At 53.8% G+C, this 19892-nt stretch carries 17 protein-coding genes; 11 read left to right on the top strand and 6 right to left on the bottom strand.

Translation table 11 applies throughout. From position 1 onward, the window contains the following. Positions 1-34: 34 nt before the first annotated feature. Positions 35-1696, bottom strand: coding sequence for an HTH-type transcriptional regulator SgrR (gene sgrR / locus EB241_RS04135; RefSeq protein ID WP_124231940.1), 1662 nt, complete (start codon positions 1694-1696; stop codon positions 35-37). A gap of 258 nt (positions 1697-1954) precedes the next feature. Between sgrR and EB241_RS04130 the strand changes: the two genes are divergently transcribed. Continuing rightward, positions 1955-2860, top strand: coding sequence for an MFS transporter (locus tag EB241_RS04130; protein ID WP_124231939.1), 906 nt, complete (start codon positions 1955-1957; stop codon positions 2858-2860). Positions 2861-2920: 60 nt separating this feature from the next. Here the strand turns inward: EB241_RS04130 and leuD are convergent, their stop codons facing one another. From leuD to leuL, 5 genes are all read right to left on the bottom strand, one after another. Continuing rightward, complete coding sequence (leuD, locus tag EB241_RS04125; RefSeq protein WP_124231938.1) at positions 2921-3526, bottom strand: 3-isopropylmalate dehydratase small subunit; 606 nt, start codon at positions 3524-3526, stop codon at positions 2921-2923. 9 nt (positions 3527-3535) lie between these two features. After that, the gene (leuC, locus tag EB241_RS04120) at positions 3536-4945 is read right to left on the bottom strand and encodes a 3-isopropylmalate dehydratase large subunit (protein WP_124231937.1); all 1410 of its coding nucleotides are present in this window, start codon (positions 4943-4945) and stop codon (positions 3536-3538) included. A 2-nt stretch (positions 4946-4947) separates the two neighbouring features. Next, complete coding sequence (gene leuB / locus EB241_RS04115) at positions 4948-6036, bottom strand: 3-isopropylmalate dehydrogenase (RefSeq protein ID WP_124231936.1); 1089 nt, start codon at positions 6034-6036, stop codon at positions 4948-4950. Between the two features lie 2 nt (positions 6037-6038). Beyond that, on the bottom strand, positions 6039-7607 hold the full coding sequence (leuA, locus tag EB241_RS04110; RefSeq protein ID WP_124231935.1) for a 2-isopropylmalate synthase: 1569 nt from the start codon (positions 7605-7607) through the stop codon (positions 6039-6041). Positions 7608-7697: 90 nt separating this feature from the next. Beyond that, positions 7698-7784, bottom strand: coding sequence for a leu operon leader peptide (gene leuL, locus EB241_RS21915; RefSeq protein WP_124232037.1), 87 nt, complete (start codon positions 7782-7784; stop codon positions 7698-7700). 726 nt (positions 7785-8510) lie between these two features. Between leuL and ilvI the strand changes: the two genes are divergently transcribed. The 10 genes from ilvI (at position 8511) to mraY (ending at position 19891) form a co-directional block, all read left to right on the top strand. Continuing rightward, positions 8511-10235, top strand: a complete 1725-nt coding sequence (gene ilvI, locus EB241_RS04100; protein WP_124231934.1) for an acetolactate synthase 3 large subunit — start codon at positions 8511-8513, stop codon at positions 10233-10235. Between the two features lie 2 nt (positions 10236-10237). Continuing rightward, complete coding sequence (gene ilvN, locus EB241_RS04095; protein ID WP_124231933.1) at positions 10238-10729, top strand: acetolactate synthase small subunit; 492 nt, start codon at positions 10238-10240, stop codon at positions 10727-10729. Between the two features lie 197 nt (positions 10730-10926). Next, the gene (cra, locus tag EB241_RS04090) at positions 10927-11937 is read left to right on the top strand and encodes a catabolite repressor/activator (RefSeq protein ID WP_124231932.1); all 1011 of its coding nucleotides are present in this window, start codon (positions 10927-10929) and stop codon (positions 11935-11937) included. A gap of 544 nt (positions 11938-12481) precedes the next feature. Further along, the gene (mraZ, locus tag EB241_RS04085; protein WP_124231931.1) at positions 12482-12940 is read left to right on the top strand and encodes a division/cell wall cluster transcriptional repressor MraZ; all 459 of its coding nucleotides are present in this window, start codon (positions 12482-12484) and stop codon (positions 12938-12940) included. 3 nt (positions 12941-12943) lie between these two features. Next, positions 12944-13885, top strand: coding sequence for a 16S rRNA (cytosine(1402)-N(4))-methyltransferase RsmH (gene rsmH / locus EB241_RS04080; RefSeq protein ID WP_124231930.1), 942 nt, complete (start codon positions 12944-12946; stop codon positions 13883-13885). Further along, positions 13882-14202, top strand: a complete 321-nt coding sequence (gene ftsL / locus EB241_RS04075) for a cell division protein FtsL (RefSeq protein WP_124231929.1) — start codon at positions 13882-13884, stop codon at positions 14200-14202. Before rsmH ends, ftsL begins: the two co-directional genes overlap by 4 nt. 8 nt (positions 14203-14210) lie before the next feature. After that, positions 14211-15983, top strand: coding sequence for a peptidoglycan glycosyltransferase FtsI (locus EB241_RS04070; protein WP_124231928.1), 1773 nt, complete (start codon positions 14211-14213; stop codon positions 15981-15983). Further along, positions 15970-17457, top strand: coding sequence for a UDP-N-acetylmuramoyl-L-alanyl-D-glutamate--2,6-diaminopimelate ligase (murE, locus tag EB241_RS04065; protein WP_124232036.1), 1488 nt, complete (start codon positions 15970-15972; stop codon positions 17455-17457). The genes EB241_RS04070 and murE overlap by 14 nt, the downstream gene beginning before the upstream one ends. Then, the gene (gene murF / locus EB241_RS04060; protein ID WP_124231927.1) at positions 17454-18815 is read left to right on the top strand and encodes a UDP-N-acetylmuramoyl-tripeptide--D-alanyl-D-alanine ligase; all 1362 of its coding nucleotides are present in this window, start codon (positions 17454-17456) and stop codon (positions 18813-18815) included. Before murE ends, murF begins: the two co-directional genes overlap by 4 nt. Next, on the top strand, positions 18809-19891 hold the full coding sequence (mraY, locus tag EB241_RS04055) for a phospho-N-acetylmuramoyl-pentapeptide-transferase (RefSeq protein ID WP_124231926.1): 1083 nt from the start codon (positions 18809-18811) through the stop codon (positions 19889-19891). Before murF ends, mraY begins: the two co-directional genes overlap by 7 nt. Position 19892 lies beyond the last annotated feature (1 nt).

Here is a 19892-nt window from a genome sequence, read left to right as displayed (position 1 = left end):
CTATTCTAGTGATTTCCCGTTGACAGCGAAAGCGTCATGTTGCGGAGGGGGCAAACCAGGCGGATTTAAAGTCAAACCAGCCCAGGGTGTTCATCCGTACCCCCTGCATACTGCGTTCTCCTTCCAGCAGCAACCAGTGATGAAACAGCGGGTGCAGCGTATGTGAATCAATCAGCCGTTTGCTCCAGTCGGCCAGTGACAGGGTTTGTTGCCGCCACCTCTGTGCGTCTTTTTCCCAGTCGGTGGTCAGGCAGTGATGCATCAGAGGGATCTCATACAGCAGGGCAAACAGTGAAAATGCCAGTGGCAGAGTGAAGTTGGCGCTGCCCAGCCAGATATCGCTGTCGGCATCGCCACGGTGCCAGGTGGCGTAGTCCACCTGGCGGGCTTTCAGTGTGACGCCCTGGGCGGCGAGCAGCGGTCTCAGCGCGTCAGCAATCCCCTGGTGTTCGATATGATCGTGGTACCAGGTGAGCGTTAGCGACGTTAATCCTGCCGGTTTGGCGACCACGGTCAGATCCCGCCGGTGGTGCCAGCGGGGTAGCAGACCATAAGCAGGAAACCAGTAGCGTTGATAGCCAATACTGGCCTGATTCAGCAGGGCAACCGGATTGCAGATCATATTCACCCAGCGGCGCACCTGTTCATCGCGGCCCTGTTCTGAACGCTGATCGAACAGCAAAAAATAACAGCCTTCTTCCAGTCTGCTCTCTTCTGATTTTTCGCCGACGCTGCCGCTCTGGAGTTTTACGCCGGAATAAACCAGTTCTTCACTGATTTCCGGCAGAACCCAGATATTGACTTCATCAATCAGCGCCCGGTAGCCAAAATAGTCGTCAAAAGCCTCAATGCGCAACTGGCTTTGCTGGTTGCGCACCACCTGGTAAGGACCGGTGCCGATGGGCTGGCGGGAAAAGTCGGGCATCGACGGCCATTCTTTTGGCAGGATCATGCTGTTAACGCTGCCAAGCAGCCACGCCAGCCAACAGTCTGGCTGATGCAGATAAATATCCAGCATCCAGGGCGCGGGTGAGGAAATCTGTTGCAGATTGGCATAAAGCGGCTGGCTTTTCAGTCTCTCCAGGGTGGCGATCACGTCGGCCATTTCCAGCTCACGACCATGATGAAAATGAATGGCCGGACGTAAGAAAAATCGCCAGTGCAGCGGCGTGATTTGCTGCCAGTGGTGGGCAATGTCCGCTTCGATTTCGCCGTTTTCCTCATTTATGCGGGTCAGTCCGCTGAAGATTTGTCTGGCCAGATGGGTTTCTGAGCGCCTGAGCGGCGTGCCGGGAAGCAGGTTAAGCAGAGAACGGTAATAGAGGACGCGCAAAATATGCCTGCCCTGACGGAAACTGCGGCCCAGGCGTGAAACCAGCATGTGCCGGACCGCGTTTTTATCCCCGACCAGTTGTATCAGCTGATCGATACGATCCTGCTCCAGAAGGTCTTCAGCGCGTTGCTGTTGCAATGCCAGTCCGGTGTAGAGAAAGTTCAGCCGTGAACGTTTACTCCGTCCGGGTTCGGCATGCCATTCCAGCCATCCCTGCTGTTGCATGGCATTGAGCAGGTTACGCATATGGCGACGTGAACAGTTCAGCCTGATGGCTAAATCATCAAGCGTGGTCTGTTGTGACTGCCCCTCACAGCTTTGCCAGAGGCGGATAAACTGTTGCTTCAGACGGGGTGACGGCATAAAAGAGGAACTCTTATACAAAAGCGGTCTGTTTTTTCCTGCCCTATATTAAGGCAATAATCGTGGACGATGAAAGAGCGGGAGACATTCTTTGAATGACGTTGTGACATCGTTTCTTAATCTGAGTATGGTGCAACTTCACCAGCCAGCGGGGATCCAGCCGCTGGCTTTTTTTGTCTTCCCTTTCTGCCCTCTGTACCTTGCGGTGATATCGCCTCTGCCGAAGGATCAGTATGAAATCGTTTTTATTGCGCCGCTATCGTATCAACCCTGTGTATCTCGCAGCTGATTGCCGCACGATTTTTTCAGGGCGTTGCGGGAGCGGGTGGCGCCGTGTTATCCCGTGCCATTGCCCGTGATTTATACAGTGGCACGGCGTTGACGGGATTTTTTGCCCTGCTGATGACCATTGATGGTATCGCGCCTGTTGCCGCCCCAGTTCTCGGTGGTCTTCAGCTATCCATTACCAGCTGGCGGGGGCTGTTTCTTTCACTGGCGGCAGCGGGTGCGGTACTTTTTTTGCTGACGTGGTTCAGATTACCGGAAACCCATGTTGGCAAGCCGGTGATCAATGCTTCATCTGGCTCAGGCAGCGTGTTCCGCGATCGTACCTTTATGATGTCGTGCCTGTTGCAGGGGTTTATGATGGCGGGCCTGTTTGCTTATATCGGTGCGTCATCGTACGTTTTCCAGCAGGTTTACCCGCTTTCTGCACTGCAATACAGTTACACCTTTGCGGTGAATGGCTTTGGCCTGGTGGTCTGCTTTCTGCTGTTGGCAAACTGGGCAGCGAAGTGGGGAGAAACCGGTGTTTTGACCTTCTCCCTGCCAGCCGCTGCGGTTTTCGCTCTGCTGCTGATGCTGATATTTGTCGCTGGCTGTCCGTTGTGGCTGGTGCTCACCATGCTGTTTTTTACTGTCTCAATCAACAGCGGCATTGGTACGCTTGCCAGCGCCATCGCCATGCAGCGTCAGGGAGAGCATTCCGGTACGGCCTCTGCATGGATGGGGATGCTGATGTTTGCGATGGGCGGCGTCAGTGCTCCGCTGACCGGGATTGGCGGTATTTCAGGACTGTCGATGAATGTGGTAGTGCTGGGCGGGTATTGGTTGGCACTGCTCTGTTTTATTGCGGTCAGAAAAGCCGTTGCTTTACAGCGTTAAAGCAACGGCATTCACTGGGAAAAAAGGCCACAGGCCAGTGGAACCGGCGCTGCGATGATGTCAGCGCAAAAAGGCAGGCTGTTGCTGCTCGTAAGCGTCGATGTCTGCATCGTGTTGCAGCGTGAGGCCAATATTATCCAGTCCATTAAGCAGGCAATGACGGCGAAAGCTGTCAATGGTGAAGGCATACTGCTTGCTGGCGGCTGAAATCAGTTGTTTTTCCAGATCAACGGTAAAAACGATCCCCGGTTCTGCCGCCACCAGGCGGAAAAGCTCGTCAACATCCTCTTCGCTGAGCGTTACCAGCAACAGCTGATTATTAAACGCGTTATTGGCAAAGATGTCTGCAAAATCGCTGCCGATAATCGCCTGAATGCCATAGTCGGTCAGCGCCCAGGGAGCATGTTCACGTGAGGAGCCGCAGCCAAAATTCTCTCTGGTCAGCATAATACTGGCACCGCGAAAGACAGGCTGGTTAAGCACAAAATCCGGGTTGGGGATCTGGCCATCCGGGTCACTGTAGCGCCAGTCATAGAACAGGTTGCGGCCAAAACCGGTGCGCGTCACCATCTGCAAAAACTGTTTGGGGATAATCGCATCGGTATCCACATTGGCCGCATCCATCGGCACCACGATGCCGGTGTGCTGAGTAAATTTCTTCGCCATGCTGCCTCCTTAACGGGTCGATGCTGTTGGTTGACGAATATCGGCAAAATGCCCGGCTATCGCCGCTGCCGCTGCCATCGCAGGACTGAGCAGATGCGTCCTGCCACCGCGACCCTGACGACCTTCAAAGTTGCGGTTGCTGGTGGAAGCACAGCGTTCTCCGGGGCTTAAGCGATCGTTATTCATTGCAAGGCACATCGAACAGCCTGGCAGACGCCATTCAAATCCGGCATCAAGAAAAATTTTATCCAGTCCTTCCGCCTCTGCCTGTGCTTTTACCGGACCGGAACCCGGTACCACATAGGCCTGCACGCCCTCGGCGAGCTTCTGACCTTTTACCACCGCTGCGGCTGCCCGCAGATCTTCAATACGAGAATTGGTGCAGGAGCCGATAAAGACTTTATCGATCCTGACCTCAGTCAGCCTGATTCCGGGTTTCAGATCCATATAGGCCAGCGCTTTTTCCGCGGACGCCCGCTCAACCGGATCGCTGAACGACGCCGGATCGGGAATGCACTGATCGACAGCGATGACCTGGCCCGGATTGGTTCCCCATGTGACCTGTGGCGCTATTTCAGCGGCATTGACGGTGACCACTTTATCAAAGTGCGCGCCGCTGTCGGATTTCAGCGTGCGCCACCAGGCGACGGCCTGATCCCAGGCATCGCCTTGGGGAGCAAACTGACGGCCTTTAACATAATCGAAGGTGGTGTCGTCAGGGGCGATCAGACCCGCTTTTGCGCCCAGCTCGATGGCCATATTGCACAGCGTCATCCGGCCTTCCATACTGAGCTGTTCAATCGCCGCCCCGCAAAACTCCACCACATGTCCGTTGCCACCGCCACTGCCGGTTTTGCCGATGACCGCCAGCGCGATATCTTTCGCGGTAATGCCCGGCGCGATGTTACCAACAACCTCGACCTTCATGGTTTTGGCGCGGGACTGTTTCAGCGTCTGCGTCGCCAGCACGTGCTCCACTTCAGAAGTGCCGATACCAAACGCCAGCGCACCTACGGCGCCATGGGTTGAGGTGTGTGAATCACCACAGACAATGGTCATACCCGGTAGCGATAATCCCTGCTCCGGGCCAATAACGTGGACGATGCCCTGATAAGGATGTTTAAGGTCATACAGGGTGACGCCAAACGCTTTACAGTTGTTGATCAACAGCGACATCTGGATGCGGGCCATTTCGCCGCTGGCGTTAATGTCACGGGTTTGCGTCGAGACATTGTGGTCCATCGTGGCGAAGGTTTTCGATGGCTGGCGCACCGGACGACCGTGTGCCCGCAGGCCATCAAAAGCCTGTGCCGAGGTCACTTCATGAACCAGATGCCTGTCGATATACAGCAGCGGGGTTTCTCCGGGCGCTTCACGCACCAGGTGAGCATCAAACAGCTTCTCGTATAATGTTTTCATAATCAGGTTTCGCTGATAAATCGGGCAATAATCGAACCCATCTCTTCAGTGGTGATGGCGCTACCGCCACCCGCCAGGTCACCAGTGCGATAGCCTTCGGCCAGGGCACGGCTGACCGCCTGTTCGATGGCATCGGCGGCGTCGGCCGCATCCAGACTGAAGCGCAACAGCAGCGACAGCGAGAGGATTTGGGCAATGGGGTTGGCAATGTTTTTACCGGCAATATCCGGTGCGGAGCCGCCAGCAGGTTCAAACAGGCCGAAACCCTGTTCATTGAGGCTGGCAGAAGGCAACATGCCCATCGAACCGGTGATCATCGCGCATTCGTCAGAAAGAATGTCACCGAACAGGTTAGAACAAAGCATTACGTCGAATTGCGAGGGTGCTTTGATCAACTGCATGGTGGCGTTATCGATGTACATGTGGCTCAGTTCAACGTCCGGGTAATCTGCCGCTACTTCATTCACAATCTGCCGCCACAGAATGGAGGATTGCAACACGTTGGCCTTATCAATGGAGGTCACTTTTTTGCGGCGTTTACGGGCGGATTCAAAAGCGATACGGGCGATGCGTTCGATTTCAAAACGGTGATAAACCTCGGTATCGAACGCACGTTCATGCTGTCCGCTGCCTTCGCGGCCTTTAGGCTGACCAAAATAGATGCCGCCGGTCAGTTCCCTGACCACCAGAATATCAAAGCCCTGGGCCGCGATGTCGCTTCGCAGTGGGCAGAAAGCTTCCAGCCCCTGATGCAGGCTGGCCGGACGCAGGTTACTGAACAGTTTAAAGTGCTTACGTAATGGCAGCAGGGCACCACGCTCTGGCTGTTCTGCGGGGGGCAGATGCTCCCATTTTGGACCGCCGACAGAGCCAAACAGAATGGCATCGGCTTGCTCACAACCGGCCACGGTCGCCAGGGGAAGTGGTTTACCGTGACGATCGATAGCCGCGCCACCGACATCATATTCACTGGTGGTGATGTGCATCGCAAAACGCTGACGTACGGCATCCAGTACTTTACCTGCCTGTGCCATCACTTCTGGCCCAATGCCGTCACCGGGTAATACTGCAATATGATAAGTCCTGGACATGATTACACCGTTTCCTTCTGGTCTTTGGTTTTTGATTTGCGTTGCAATTCCTGCTCAACCTGACGGGCGCGCCAGATATGGTTGAGCGCATTAATCATTGCCTTGGCTGAAGATTCCACAATATCGGTAGCCAGACCGACGCCGTGGAATTTCCTGCCATTGTAATTCACCACAATATCCACCTGGCCCAGTGCATCTTTACCGTGGCCTTTTGCGCTCAGCTGGTATTTCACCAGCTCGGCATCAAAATCGGTAATACGGTTAATGGCCTGATAAACGGCATCCACCGGACCATTGCCCGTAGCCGCTTCGGCCTTTGATTCTTCACCGCATCCCAGTTTGACAGAGGCAGTGGCCATCACGCTGGAACCAGACTGAACGCTGAAATAATCCAGACGGAAGTGTTCCGGTTCTTCGTTTTGTTTGTTAATAAAGGCCAGGGCTTCCAGATCGTAGTCAAACACCTGACCTTTTTTATCTGCCAGTTTCAGAAATGCGTCATACAAGGCATCCAGGCTGTAATCATCTTCTTTGTAGCCCATTTCATCCATACGGTGTTTTACTGCGGCGCGGCCTGACCGGGAGGTCAGGTTCAACTGTATCTGATTCAGCCCGATGGATTCCGGGGTCATGATTTCATAATTCTCGCGGTTCTTCAGCACGCCATCCTGATGAATGCCGGAAGAGTGCGCGAAGGCCCCGGAGCCGACCACCGCTTTGTTGGCCGGGATGGGCATGTTGCAAATCTGGCTGACCATCTGGCTGGTACGGTAGATTTCATGGTGGTTGATACGGGTATGCACATCCATTAACTGGCTGCGCAACTTGATGGCCATGATCACTTCTTCCAGAGCACAGTTACCCGCACGTTCACCCAGTCCATTGAGGGTCCCCTCAACCTGGCGTGCACCGGCCTGCACGGCGGCAAGCGCGTTGCCAACCGCCATACCTAAATCATCGTGGGTATGGACGGAGAGAATGGCTTTATCGATATTGGGCACACGGCTGCGTATTTGCGCGAAGATATTACTGTACTCACCGGGCAGGGTGTAGCCCACGGTATCCGGGATATTAATGGTCGTCGCGCCAGCGTTAATCGCCGCTTCAACCACACGGCACAGGTCGTCAATAGGCGTGCGTCCACCATCTTCACAGGAGAATTCCACATCGTCGGTGTAGTTGCGGGCGCGTTTTATCATTCTCGTCGCACGCTCAATTACTTCCGGTAAGGTGCTTTTCAGCTTGGTGGCGATGTGCATTGGCGATGTCGCCAGAAAAGTGTGAATGCGGTAGGCGTCTGCCACTTTCAGTGATTCATAAGCGGCATCAATGTCTTTCTCAACGCAGCGTGCCAGCGCGCAAACGCGGCTGTTTTTGACCTGACGGGCAATCGTTTGTACTGACTCGAAGTCGCCGGGAGAGGAGATGGGAAAACCGACCTCCATTACGTCAACGCCCAAACGTTCCAGCGCCAGCGCTATTTGCAATTTCTCTTTCACACTCAGGCTTGCCTGTAACGCCTGTTCGCCGTCACGCAGGGTGGTATCGAAAATAATGACCTGTTGGCTCATTGGATATTCCTTGTCATGGTTACTGCGCACTGGATGCGGGCATAAAAAAACCCGCGCATTGGCGCGGGTTTTAAGGGTTACAAGTCTGAATCAGTGATTCATTCCGCCCAAAGGTCCACCGCGCACAGAGGATGCGTTTAGTAGTAGTAGACCTGGAAGGCGGGTGATACGGATCATTGGCTCAGACCTTATAAATTCACTGTTCCGGTATTGATACTTGAAAGCAGGGTGCGATGTCAACTTTAGCAGTAAGGTTATGATGCAGTCGCTGAGGAAAATAATGCTGAAGGTGAAGCAGGCGACAGAAGAAAAAATGTCCTGTTAGGTCGTGGTCAGGTGTTGACAGTACAAAGTGAAATAGCTTCGGTGTCGTGATGTTATGAATTTTATAAATATTAAATACTTGCGTGATATGTTTGATAGGTTTTACGGGATGGTGCTTACCCGGGGCAGGCTGATTGTCTTTTTTTGTTAAATTAAGCAGCATATAACACTAAAAGAGTGACGATATTTAAATAGCTACGCTTTAATTACGCCCGACTTTGTTTTGGTGACAAAACGATAACACTGAACTTACACTTTTTTTCAGTATAAAGCGCTTTTCTTTCGCCGGATGGTAAGTGTAATTATCGCCAAGTCAGGTCGGGAAGTAGTGCCTTGCGGCCCTGTGCCGCAACGGCGCCGTCGGGATGGCGTTTGCCTGCCAGGTTTTCTGCGGTTATGGTACTGCTCATAAAAGTAAAAAATACCGGGGCGCACGCCGTTCCCCGGATGTTGGAAAACATTCCCTACTCAAACTAAATACTGGTTTTGACCTTATCCGTGCGGCATCCTGTTTTTTGCAAGCGACAGGATTTTCTGCCAGATAATTCAGCACCTTAAAGTTAAAGCCTGGAGGCAAAAATGGAGATGTTGTCAGGAGCAGAAATGGTCGTTCGATCGCTGATCGACCAGGGGGTTAAACATGTATTCGGGTATCCCGGCGGGGCCGTGCTTGATATCTACGATGCATTGCAGACCGTTGGTGGGATTGACCATATTTTGGTCCGCCATGAACAGGGCGCAGTGCATATGGCAGACGGCTACGCCCGTTCAACCGGTGACGTGGGCGTGGTGCTGGTGACTTCCGGTCCCGGTGCTACCAATGCAATCACCGGTATCGCCACGGCCTATATGGATTCCATCCCGATGGTGGTGCTCTCCGGGCAGGTGCCTTCCACGCTGATCGGTTATGACGCTTTCCAGGAGTGCGACATGGTCGGTATTTCCCGGCCAGTGGTGAAACACAGCTTTATGATCAGGAAGGCCGAAGATATTCCTGTCGTGATGAAAAAGGCTTTCTGGCTGGCCGCCAGTGGACGTCCCGGCCCGGTGGTTGTCGACCTGCCTAAAGATGTGATGAGCCCGGCGAGTAAAGTACCCTATGCCTGGCCGGAATCGGTCACTATGCGCTCTTACAACCCAACGACACAGGGTCACAAAGGACAGATTAAGCGCGCATTGCAAAGCCTTCTTGCCGCTAAAAAACCGGTTATATATGCCGGTGGTGGGGTAATTAACGCCGTCTGCCATGAAGAACTGCGTCAGATAGCGGAACAGTTGAATTTGCCGGTAACCTGCTCACTGATGGGGCTGGGTGCTTTTCCGGGCACGCATCGTCAGAGTGTGGGCATGTTGGGGATGCACGGCACGTTTGAAGCTAATATGACCATGCATAACGCCGATGTGATTTTTGCCGTTGGCGTGCGCTTTGATGACCGTACCACGAATAATCTCGCCAAATACTGCCCGAATGCTACCGTGCTGCATATTGATATCGATCCGACGTCAATCTCGAAAACGGTGTCAGCAGATGTGCCGATTGTTGGCGATGCAAAACAGGTACTGAACCAGATCCTGGAGTTGCTGGCGCAAGGTGAAAAAGAGCAGGATTACGACAGCCTGCGCGACTGGTGGCAGAGTATTGAGCAATGGCGTGCACGTGATTGCCTCTCCTATGACAGGACCAGCGAGAAAATTAAGCCTCAGGCCGTCATTGAAACCATTTGGCGTCTGACCAAAGGCGAAGCCTATGTCACGTCTGACGTGGGTCAGCATCAGATGTTTGCCGCGCTTTATTACCCGTTCGATAAGCCGCGTCGCTGGATCAACTCAGGCGGCCTTGGCACGATGGGATTTGGCCTGCCAGCTGCTTTGGGTGTGAAGCTGGCATTGCCGGAAGAAACGGTCATCTGTGTCACCGGTGACGGCAGTATTCAGATGAATATTCAGGAGCTTTCCACGGCGTTGCAGTATGACCTTCCGGTACTGGTATTGAGCCTGAACAACCGTTTTCTGGGGATGGTCAAGCAGTGGCAGGACATGATCTATTCTGGTCGCCATTCACAATCTTATATGCAGTCACTGCCCGATTTTGTCCGCCTTGCGGAGGCCTATGGTCATGTTGGTATTGGTATCAACCATCCACATGAGCTGGAGCCGAAGCTGGCTGAAGCGCTGGATGCCCTGGGTAAAGGACGCCTGGTGTTTGTGGATGTGAATGTTGATGGTAGTGAGCACGTATACCCTATGCAGATTCGTGGCGGTGGGATGGACGAAATGTGGCTGAGCAAAACGGAGAGGACTTAATTATGCGTCGTGTTTTATCGGTACTGCTGGAAAACGAGTCCGGCGCATTATCTCGCGTGGTGGGGCTGTTTTCGCAGCGCGGTTACAACATTGAGAGCCTTACGGTGGCACCCACTGATGATCCCACCCTGTCGCGGATGACTATTCAGACTGTCGGCGATGATAAAGCGCTGGAGCAGATCGAAAAACAGCTGCACAAACTGGTCGATGTGCTTCGTGTCAGCGAGTTGGGCCAGGGGGCTTTTGTTGAGCGTGAGGTTATGCTGGTAAAAGTTCAGGCAACAGGGTATGGCCGGGAAGAGGTGAAACGAAGCGCGGAAATCTTTCGTGGCCAGATCGTGGATGTCACGCCGTCGCTTTACACGGTTCAGCTTGCGGGAACCAGTGACAAGCTGGATGCTTTCCTTAACACCGTGCGTGAAGTGGCAGAAATTGTTGAAGTTGCCCGCTCCGGCATCGTTGGCGTCTCACGTGGCGAGCGTATCATGAGATAATTTCTACAGTTGACTATCATCATCTTCCGCTAACCCGACGTAATGTCGGGTTTTTTTAGTTTTGTCGCAAAACAGTCAGGCAGAAACAAAAGCAGTTGCTCGCCAATCTAATCTGCTGTTAGATGTGATAAATGACTTATCCATGGCCATGACGTGGCTATTTTTTTGCGCCTTCGCGGTGCTAGCGTGGGGTTATTGTGAAACTGGATGAAATTGCGCGCCTGGCCGGTGTATCGCGCACGACGGCCAGCTACGTTATCAATGGTAAAGCCAGGCAGTATCGTGTCAGCGATAAAACGGTGGAAAAGGTAATGGCGGTTGTGCGTGAGCATAACTACCACCCAAACGCGGTTGCTGCGGGTCTGCGTGCCGGACGGACGCGATCGATCGGTTTGGTTATTCCCGATCTGGAAAATACCAGCTATACCCGCATTGCTAATTATCTCGAACGCCAGGCGCGTCAGCGCGGTTACCAGCTGCTGATTGCCTGCTCAGAGGATCAGCCCGAGAACGAAATGCGCTGTGTTGAACACCTGCTGCAACGTCAGGTAGATGCCATTATTGTTTCTACCTCGTTGCCGCCTGAGCATCCCTTTTATCAGCGCTGGATAAACGATCCGTTACCAATAATCGCGCTGGATCGCGCGTTGGATCGCGAACATTTCACCAGCGTAGTGGGTGCAGATCAGGATGACTCAGAAATGCTGGCTGCTGAACTGAGCAAACAGGCAGTGGAAACCGTCCTGTTCCTTGGCGCGCTGCCTGAACTGTCAGTCAGCTTCCTGCGTGAAATGGGATTTCGTCAGGCGTGGAAGGACGACCGGCGTAAAATCGAGTTTATCTATGCCAACAGTTTTGAACGAAGTGCCGCAGCGACACGGTTCGAAAGCTGGCTGGAAACCAATCCCATGCCTGACGCCCTGTTCACCACCTCTTTCGGTTTGCTCCAGGGCGTGATGGATGTGACCCTGCGTCGTGAAGGTCGTCTGCCTGGCGATCTGGCAATTGCCACTTTTGGCGATCATGAGCTGCTTGATTTCCTGGAATGCCCGGTACTTGCCGTTGGGCAGCGCCATCGTGATGTCGCCGAACGGGTGCTGGAACTGGTGCTGGCAAGCCTTGACGAGCCGCGTAAACCAAAGCCAGGCTTAACCCGAATTCGCCGTAATCTTTATCGCCGTGGCCGGTTAAGTCGTCACGATAGTTAATCATTTACTAAAGGCAGATGGCTGACCTGCCTTTTTTACTTCCCTCTTTTCTTTCGTCTTTCCTTCACGAATCAGTGCCACACGTAAATTGTTAACATTAATTTCTCAGCAAAGAGCAAATAAAAGTAAAGGTGGGTGACGTTAACATTTATTTAATAGAAACCTTTATGTTAATTACAGTTTACCGGCCAGGGTGAGACCTGGCGGCAGGTGCCACAGGGCCATGTTGGGATTTTGTTAGGAAATACCTTAAAGTAGCGCCTGCTCAATCAACCGGGGGCACAAATCTTTGTAGCGAGAACCGGGCATATTTTTGACCAATGTTAAATTCTTGCAGAAATTCCTGCCATTATTCATTAGTTTATTTTTAAATTACTCAGTAAATCGCGTTTTTTTAAAACTTATCTGCGTTTTTAATCTTAAGAAATAATCCTGTTCGACGTCTGCTGCGGCTTGACAATGTTTTCCTCCGCTCCGTAAACTCACCTGGTGGGAATTTGTGGTGTAAAGTGGTGAAAGAGGGTAACTGGAGGGTGAGACTGGCATGTTCCGTGGAGCAACGTTAGTCAATCTCGACAGCAAGGGGCGGCTTGCCGTGCCTACGCGTTATCGCGAAACGCTTGTCGGGGAATCAGAGGGGCAAATGGTGTGTACCATTGACCTCCACCAGCCATGTCTGCTGCTTTATACCCTGCCTGAATGGGAAATTATTGAACGCAAGTTGGCCCGTCTGTCGACGATGAATCCCGCCGAACGCCGCGTTCAGCGTTTGTTACTGGGACATGCCAGTGAATGTCAGATGGATAATGCAGGCCGACTTCTGGTGGCAAATACGCTTCGCCACCATGCGAACCTGACCAAAGAAGTGATGCTGGTTGGACAGTTCAATAAATTTGAATTGTGGGATGAACAGACCTGGTATCAACAAGTTAGGGAAGATATTAACGCGGAGCAGTCGACTCAGGAACCGCTATCTGATCGTTTGCAGGATTTGTCGCTATAGCTTATGCAGGAAAATTTTAAACATACCACGGTGCTATTGGACGAGGCGGTTAACGGCCTCAATATCAAAGCTGATGGCATCTATATTGATGGCACTTTTGGACGAGGTGGCCATTCGCGTTTAATCCTGGCAAAGCTTGGGGAACACGGTCGGCTGTTTGCCATTGACCGCGATCCACAAGCGATTGCTGCCGCTGCTGAAATTACCGATCCACGCTTTAACATTATCTACGGCCCTTTTTCATCACTTGCTGAGTATGCGCAGGAACGAGGTCTGACCGGGAAGATTGATGGCATTCTGCTGGACCTGGGCGTATCGTCCCCGCAGCTGGATGACGCAGGGCGCGGTTTTTCCTTTATGCGGGACGGACCGCTGGATATGCGCATGGACCCCAACAAAGGATTGTCGGCGGCAGAGTGGCTGCTACAGGCAGAAGAAAATGACATCGCGTTTGTGTTGAAAACCTTTGGCGAAGAGCGTTTTGCCAAACGTATTGCCCGTGCCATCGTGCAACGCAATCGTGAGCAGCCAATGACGCGCACTAAAGAGCTGGCGGAAGTGATTTATCAGGCAACGCCGGTGAAGGACAAATTTAAACATCCTGCCACCCGCAGTTTCCAGGCAATTCGCATCTGGATCAACAGTGAGCTGGAGGAGATTGAACAGGCTCTTAAAGGGGCGTTGAGTGCTCTGGCCCCTTCAGGTCGTTTATCGGTAATCAGCTTTCACTCGCTGGAAGACCGTATTGTAAAACGCTTTATGCGTGAGCAAAGTCGCGGTCCACAGGTGCCGGCTGGCCTGCCAGTCACTGAGGCGCAGTTAAGTCATCTGGGGGGCCGTCAGCTGAAAGCGCTGGGTAAAATGATGCCAGGAGAAGCCGAAGTGGCAGAGAATCCAAGAGCACGCAGCTCTGTTTTGCGTATCGCAGAGAGGACGGCGTTATGATTGGCAATGAACGTCATAGCTTACCCGGCATTATCGCTGGCGATCTTTTGCGCCATGGCAAATTTCCGGTGATCTTTGCCGCTGCCGTATTGGTTTCATCGGTTCTGGTGGTTACCACGGCGCATAAAACGCGTCTGTTGACCGCGCAGCGTGAGCAACTGGTGCTGGAGCGGGATGCGCTGGATATTGAGTGGCGCAATTTGATCCTGGAAGAGAATGCCCTTGGCGATCACAGCCGGGTGGAGAGAACGGCGACGGATAAACTGCAAATGCAGCATGTCGATCCGTCTCAGGAAAATATAGTGGTACAGCCATAAGAGACTGAATGAGAAAGATCGCCGTGAAGTTAAAACGCCCTGAAGATCAGGCCAGCTTTGTTAGCTGGCGCTTTGCGTTGCTTTGCGGTTGCATTCTGCTCGGACTGATTGGATTGCTTGCCCGCGTGGCGTATTTGCAGGTGATTAATCCCGACAGGCTGGTGCGTGAAGGTGATATGCGTTCCCTGCGTGTACAGGCGGTGCCTACGTCGCGCGGGATGATTACCGACCGTGCCGGACGTCCCCTGGCGGTGAGCGTCCCGGTGAATGCCATCTGGGCAGATCCGAAAGAACTTCACGACAAAGGCGGTATTACACTGGACAGCCGCTGGAAGGCGCTTTCAGACGCATTGTCCATTCCACTCGATCAACTGGCGGCGCGTGTGAATGCCAACCCGAAAGGCCGCTTTGTGTATCTGGCCCGCCAGGTGAATCCTGCCGTCAGCGATTACATCAAGAAACTCAAACTTCCTGGTATTAACCTGCGAGAAGAATCCCGTCGCTATTATCCTGCCGGGCAGGTGACATCGCATCTGATTGGTTTCACCAATATTGACGGGCAGGGCATTGAGGGCGTTGAAAAAAGCTTTGATAAATGGCTGACCGGACAACCCGGTGAGCGCACCGTCAGACGCGATCGTCATGGTCGCGTGATTGAAGATATCTCTTCCGTCGACAGCCGTGCGGCACATAATCTCGCGCTCAGTATTGATGAACGATTGCAGGCGCTGGTTTATCGTGAACTGAATAACGCGGTCGCTTTCAATAAAGCAGAATCAGGTACGGCGGTGCTGGTGGATGTGAATACGGGCGAGGTGCTGGCAATGGCGAACAGCCCGGCCTATAACCCAAATAATCTTGCCGACACCACGAAAGATGTGATGCGTAACCGGGCAATTACCGATATTTTTGAACCCGGTTCAACGGTGAAACCCATGGTGGTGATGACCGCGTTGCAGCGTGGTGTGGTGAAAGAAAACAGCGTGTTGAACACCATCCCATACCGGATTAATGGCCACGAAATAAAAGACGTGGCCCGCTACAATGAACTGACCCTCACCGGGGTTCTGCAAAAATCGAGTAACGTTGGCGTTTCAAGGCTGGCGTTAGCGATGCCATCCTCAGCGTTAGTAGAGACTTACTCGCGCTTTGGATTGGGTAAGGCGACCAATTTGGGGTTGGTCGGAGAAAGTAGTGGCTTATATCCTCAAAAACAACGGTGGTCTGACATAGAGAGGGCCACCTTCTCTTTCGGCTACGGGCTAATGGTAACGCCGTTACAGTTAGCGCGGGTCTACGCAACGATAGGCAGCTATGGCGTCTATCGCCCGCTGTCCATCACCAAAGTCGACCCGCCTGTGGCGGGTCAGCGCGTTTTTTCGGAAGATCTGGTGCGCACAGTGATGCACATGATGGAAAGTGTTGCACTGCCCGGTGGCGGCGGTGTGAAAGCTGCCATCAAGGGATATCGTATTGCCATCAAAACGGGTACGGCCAAAAAAGTCGGCCCGGACGGCAAATACGTCAATAAGTACATTGCCTATACCGCAGGGGTTGCGCCTGCAAGTCGTCCCCGTTTTGCGCTGGTGGTGGTCATTAACGATCCTCAGGCAGGCAAATATTACGGTGGTGCCGTTTCCGCCCCGGTATTCGGTGCCATTATGGGGGGCGTTTTACGCACAATGAATATTGAACCTGATGCGCTGACGCTGCCCGTGCCCCAGGATGATAAAAATGAGATGGCACAGAACAGAAGTGAGGCATCCGGTGACAGATCGTAATCTGCGCAATTTACTGGCCCCGTGGGTGTCTGATGCGCCTGAGCGGGTGCTGCGCGAAATGATACTGGACAGCCGTCTGGCGGCGTCTGGTGACCTGTTTGTGGCCGTAAACGGTCATGCGGTGGATGGGCGTCGCTTTATACCTCAGGCGGTTGCTCAGGGCGTGGCGGCGGTTATTGCTGAAGCGCAAGGCAAAGCTGAAGATGGTCAGATAAGCGAGATGCACGGCGTACCGGTGATTTACCTCGCCCAGCTGGCACAGCGCCTTTCCGCTCTGGCTGGGCGTTTTTACCAGCAACCTGCCGAAAAACTACGTCTGGTTGGCGTCACAGGGACGAATGGTAAAACGACCACCACACAGCTGTTGGCCCAGTGGGCACAGCTGCTGGGAGAAACCGGTGCGGTGATGGGGACGGTAGGTAATGGCATTTATGGCCATCTGACCCCGGCAGAGAATACTACCGGTTCAGCGGTGGACGTTCAGCATATGCTGAGCACGTTGGTCGAAGAGGGCGCCAGCGTTGCCGCGATGGAAGTATCTTCCCACGGTCTGGTGCAGCACCGGGTGGCGGCGTTACCCTTCGCTGCCGCAGCATTTACCAATCTTAGCCGCGATCACCTGGACTATCATGGCGATATGACGCGCTATGAGGCTGCAAAGTGGTTGCTGTTTTCTGAACACCAGACAGGCCAGGCCATCATCAATGCGGATGATGAAACAGGCCGCCGTTGGCTGGCGAAGCTCCCGGACGCGGTTGCGGTGACGATGGAAAATAATCTTCAGCCGGGTTGCCGTGGCCGTTGGTTGCAAGCTGTCCGTGTGAACTATCACGATAATGGCGCGACGATCGATGTTGATTCCAGCTGGGGCCAGGGAACGATAGAGAGCCGCCTGATGGGAGCGTTTAATGTTAGCAATTTGCTGATTGCGCTTGCCACGTTGTTGGCGCTGGATTACCCGCTGGCATCCTTAATCGCTACCGGTAATCAGCTACAGCCGGTCACCGGCCGGATGGAAGTTTTTACGGCGCCGGGTAAGCCAACCGTGGTGGTTGATTACGCGCATACGCCTGATGCGCTGGAAAAAGCGCTACAGGCCGCACGTTTACACTGTACTGGTCAACTCTGGTGCGTGTTTGGCTGTGGTGGGGATCGTGACAAAGGCAAACGCCCACTCATGGGAGCCATTGCGGAACAGTTCTCCGATGTGGTGGTTCTCACCGATGACAATCCGCGTGGCGAAGATCCCGCGGCTATTGTGGCGGATGTGTTGACCGGGCTGCTGGATGCCGGGCGCGCCCGGGTGATGCCGGGACGTGCGCAAGCGGTCACTCACACTGTAATGCAGGCGAAAGAGGGTGATATCGTGCTGGTCGCTGGTAAAGGTCATGAAGATTATCAGATTATCGGTAATCGCCGTCTGGACTATTCCGATCGGCTGACCGTCGCCGGATTGCTGGGGGTGGTGGCATGATCGCGCTCTCCATGCAGATGCTGGCTGAACTGACCGGGGGGGAACGCTTTGGTGGCGATATCTCCTTTGCCGACGTCACGACTGATACGCGCAATGTGCGTGCCGGCTGCCTGTTTATTGCGCTGAAGGGCGAACGTTTTGATGCCCATGATTTTGTGGCCGAGGCGCTTTCTGCCGGGGCGACAGCTGTTTTGGTCAGTAAACACTTACCTGTCGCGGTCCCGCAGGTGGTGGTAGCTGATACCCATATTGCGCTGGGTCAGCTGGCAGGCTGGGTACGCCAGCAATCGTCTGCCCGCGTAGTGGCGCTGACCGGGTCGTCTGGCAAAACCTCAGTAAAAGAGATGACCGCCGCGATCCTGCGGGAATGCGGTGAGACGCTCCATACCGCCGGTAATCTGAATAACGACATCGGCGTACCCCTTACCTTGCTGCGTCTGACCGCAGAACATCAATACGCGGTGATTGAACTGGGGGCTAACCACCAGGGTGAAATTGCTTACACCACCGACCTTACCCGTCCTGAAGCCGCGCTGGTGAATAATCTCGCCGCCGCTCACCTCGAAGGCTTTGGTTCGCTGGCTGGCGTGGCGAAAGCGAAGGGAGAAATTTTCCAGGGCTTGCCGGTTAACGGCACGGCGATCCTGAATGCGCACAGTAACGACTGGCCACACTGGCAGACCATGCTGCACGGTAAGCGCGTCTGGCGTTTTTCCGCGCTGGCAGAGACTGACGGTGATTTCAGCGCCAGCGATATTGTGGTGAGCAGCGCCGGTACGGACTTTGTGATGCACACGCCGGCAGGCCGTATTCAGGTGCATTTGCCCCTCCCCGGACGACACAATGTGGCTAATGCACTGGCGGCGGCGGCGCTGGCACTGTCCGTTGATGCGCCGCTCAACGCTGTTAAGCAAGGGCTGTCCAGCCTGAGTGCTGTTCCGGGTCGCCTGTTTCCGATTGAACTGACGCAGGGCAAGTTGCTGCTGGATGACAGCTACAACGCGAATGTTGGCTCAATGACGGCGGCGGCTCAGGTGTTGGGCGATATGCCGGGCTACCGGGTGATGGTGGTTGGCGACATGGCTGAACTGGGTGAGGAAGCCAAAGCCTGTCATCATGAGGTGGGTGAAGCCGCCCGTCAGGCCGGGATTGATAAAGTGCTGAGCGTTGGTTCCCTGAGTCGGCATATCGGCGAGGCCAGCGGGGTCGGTGAACATTTCAGTGATAAAGCCGCCGTCATTGCGCGCCTCAGGGCGTTGCTGTCGCGGCACGCCATTATCACTATTTTAGTTAAAGGCTCACGTAGTGCTGCCATGGAACAGGTGGTACAAAGCTTACAGGAGAAAGAAACATGTTAGTCTGGCTGGCCGAACATCTGGTCGCTTTATATTCAGGCTTTAACGTCTTTTCATATCTGACGTTCAGGGCCATTGTCAGCCTGCTGACCGCCCTGTTTATCTCATTGTGGATGGGACCGCGTATGATTGCCCGCCTGCAGGAGATGTCTTTTGGTCAGGTGGTACGCAACGACGGGCCTGAGTCACACTTTAGCAAGCGCGGTACGCCGACGATGGGCGGGATTATGATCCTGTTTTCCATCACCGTTTCTGTACTGATGTGGGCTTATCCCTCAAACCCTTATGTCTGGTGCGTGCTCTTTGTGTTGATTGGCTTCGGCATCATCGGCTTTATTGACGACTACCGTAAGGTGGTGCGTAAAGATACCAAAGGCCTGATTGCGCGCTGGAAGTATTTCTGGATGTCGGTTATCTCGCTGGGTGTTGCCTTTGCGCTCTATGCGGCGGGTAATGATACGCCTGCGACGCAACTGGTGGTGCCTTTCTTTAAAGACATCATGCCGCAGCTGGGCCTGTTCTATGTTGTACTGGCCTATTTTGTGATTGTTGGTACCGGTAATGCGGTTAATCTGACCGATGGTCTTGATGGTCTTGCCATTATGCCCACCGTATTTGTTGCGGCAGGCTTTGCGCTGGTTGCCTGGGCGACCGGTAACGTTAAGTTTGCGGAGTACCTGCATATTCCTTATCTGCGTCATGCCGGGGAACTGGTGATTGTCTGCACGGCCATTGTTGGCGCTGGCCTGGGCTTTCTGTGGTTCAACACCTATCCGGCACAGGTGTTTATGGGAGATGTCGGTTCACTGGCGCTGGGTGGCGCATTGGGTACCATTGCCGTGCTGCTGCGTCAGGAGTTTCTGCTGGTGATTATGGGCGGCGTGTTTGTGGTGGAAACCCTTTCTGTGGTGCTACAGGTTGGTTCGTTCAAACTGCGCGGTCAGCGCATCTTCCGCATGGCGCCGATCCACCACCATTACGAACTGAAAGGCTGGCCTGAACCTCGCGTTATTGTGCGCTTCTGGATTATTTCACTGATGCTGGTGCTGATTGGCCTGGCAACGCTGAAGGTACGTTAAC

The organism is Erwinia psidii, assembly GCF_003846135.1.
In the GTDB taxonomy this organism is placed as follows: domain Bacteria; phylum Pseudomonadota; class Gammaproteobacteria; order Enterobacterales; family Enterobacteriaceae; genus Erwinia; species Erwinia psidii.
The sequence above is the reverse complement of the archived record's forward strand: the minus strand, read 5'-3'. Positions and strand labels throughout refer to the sequence as shown.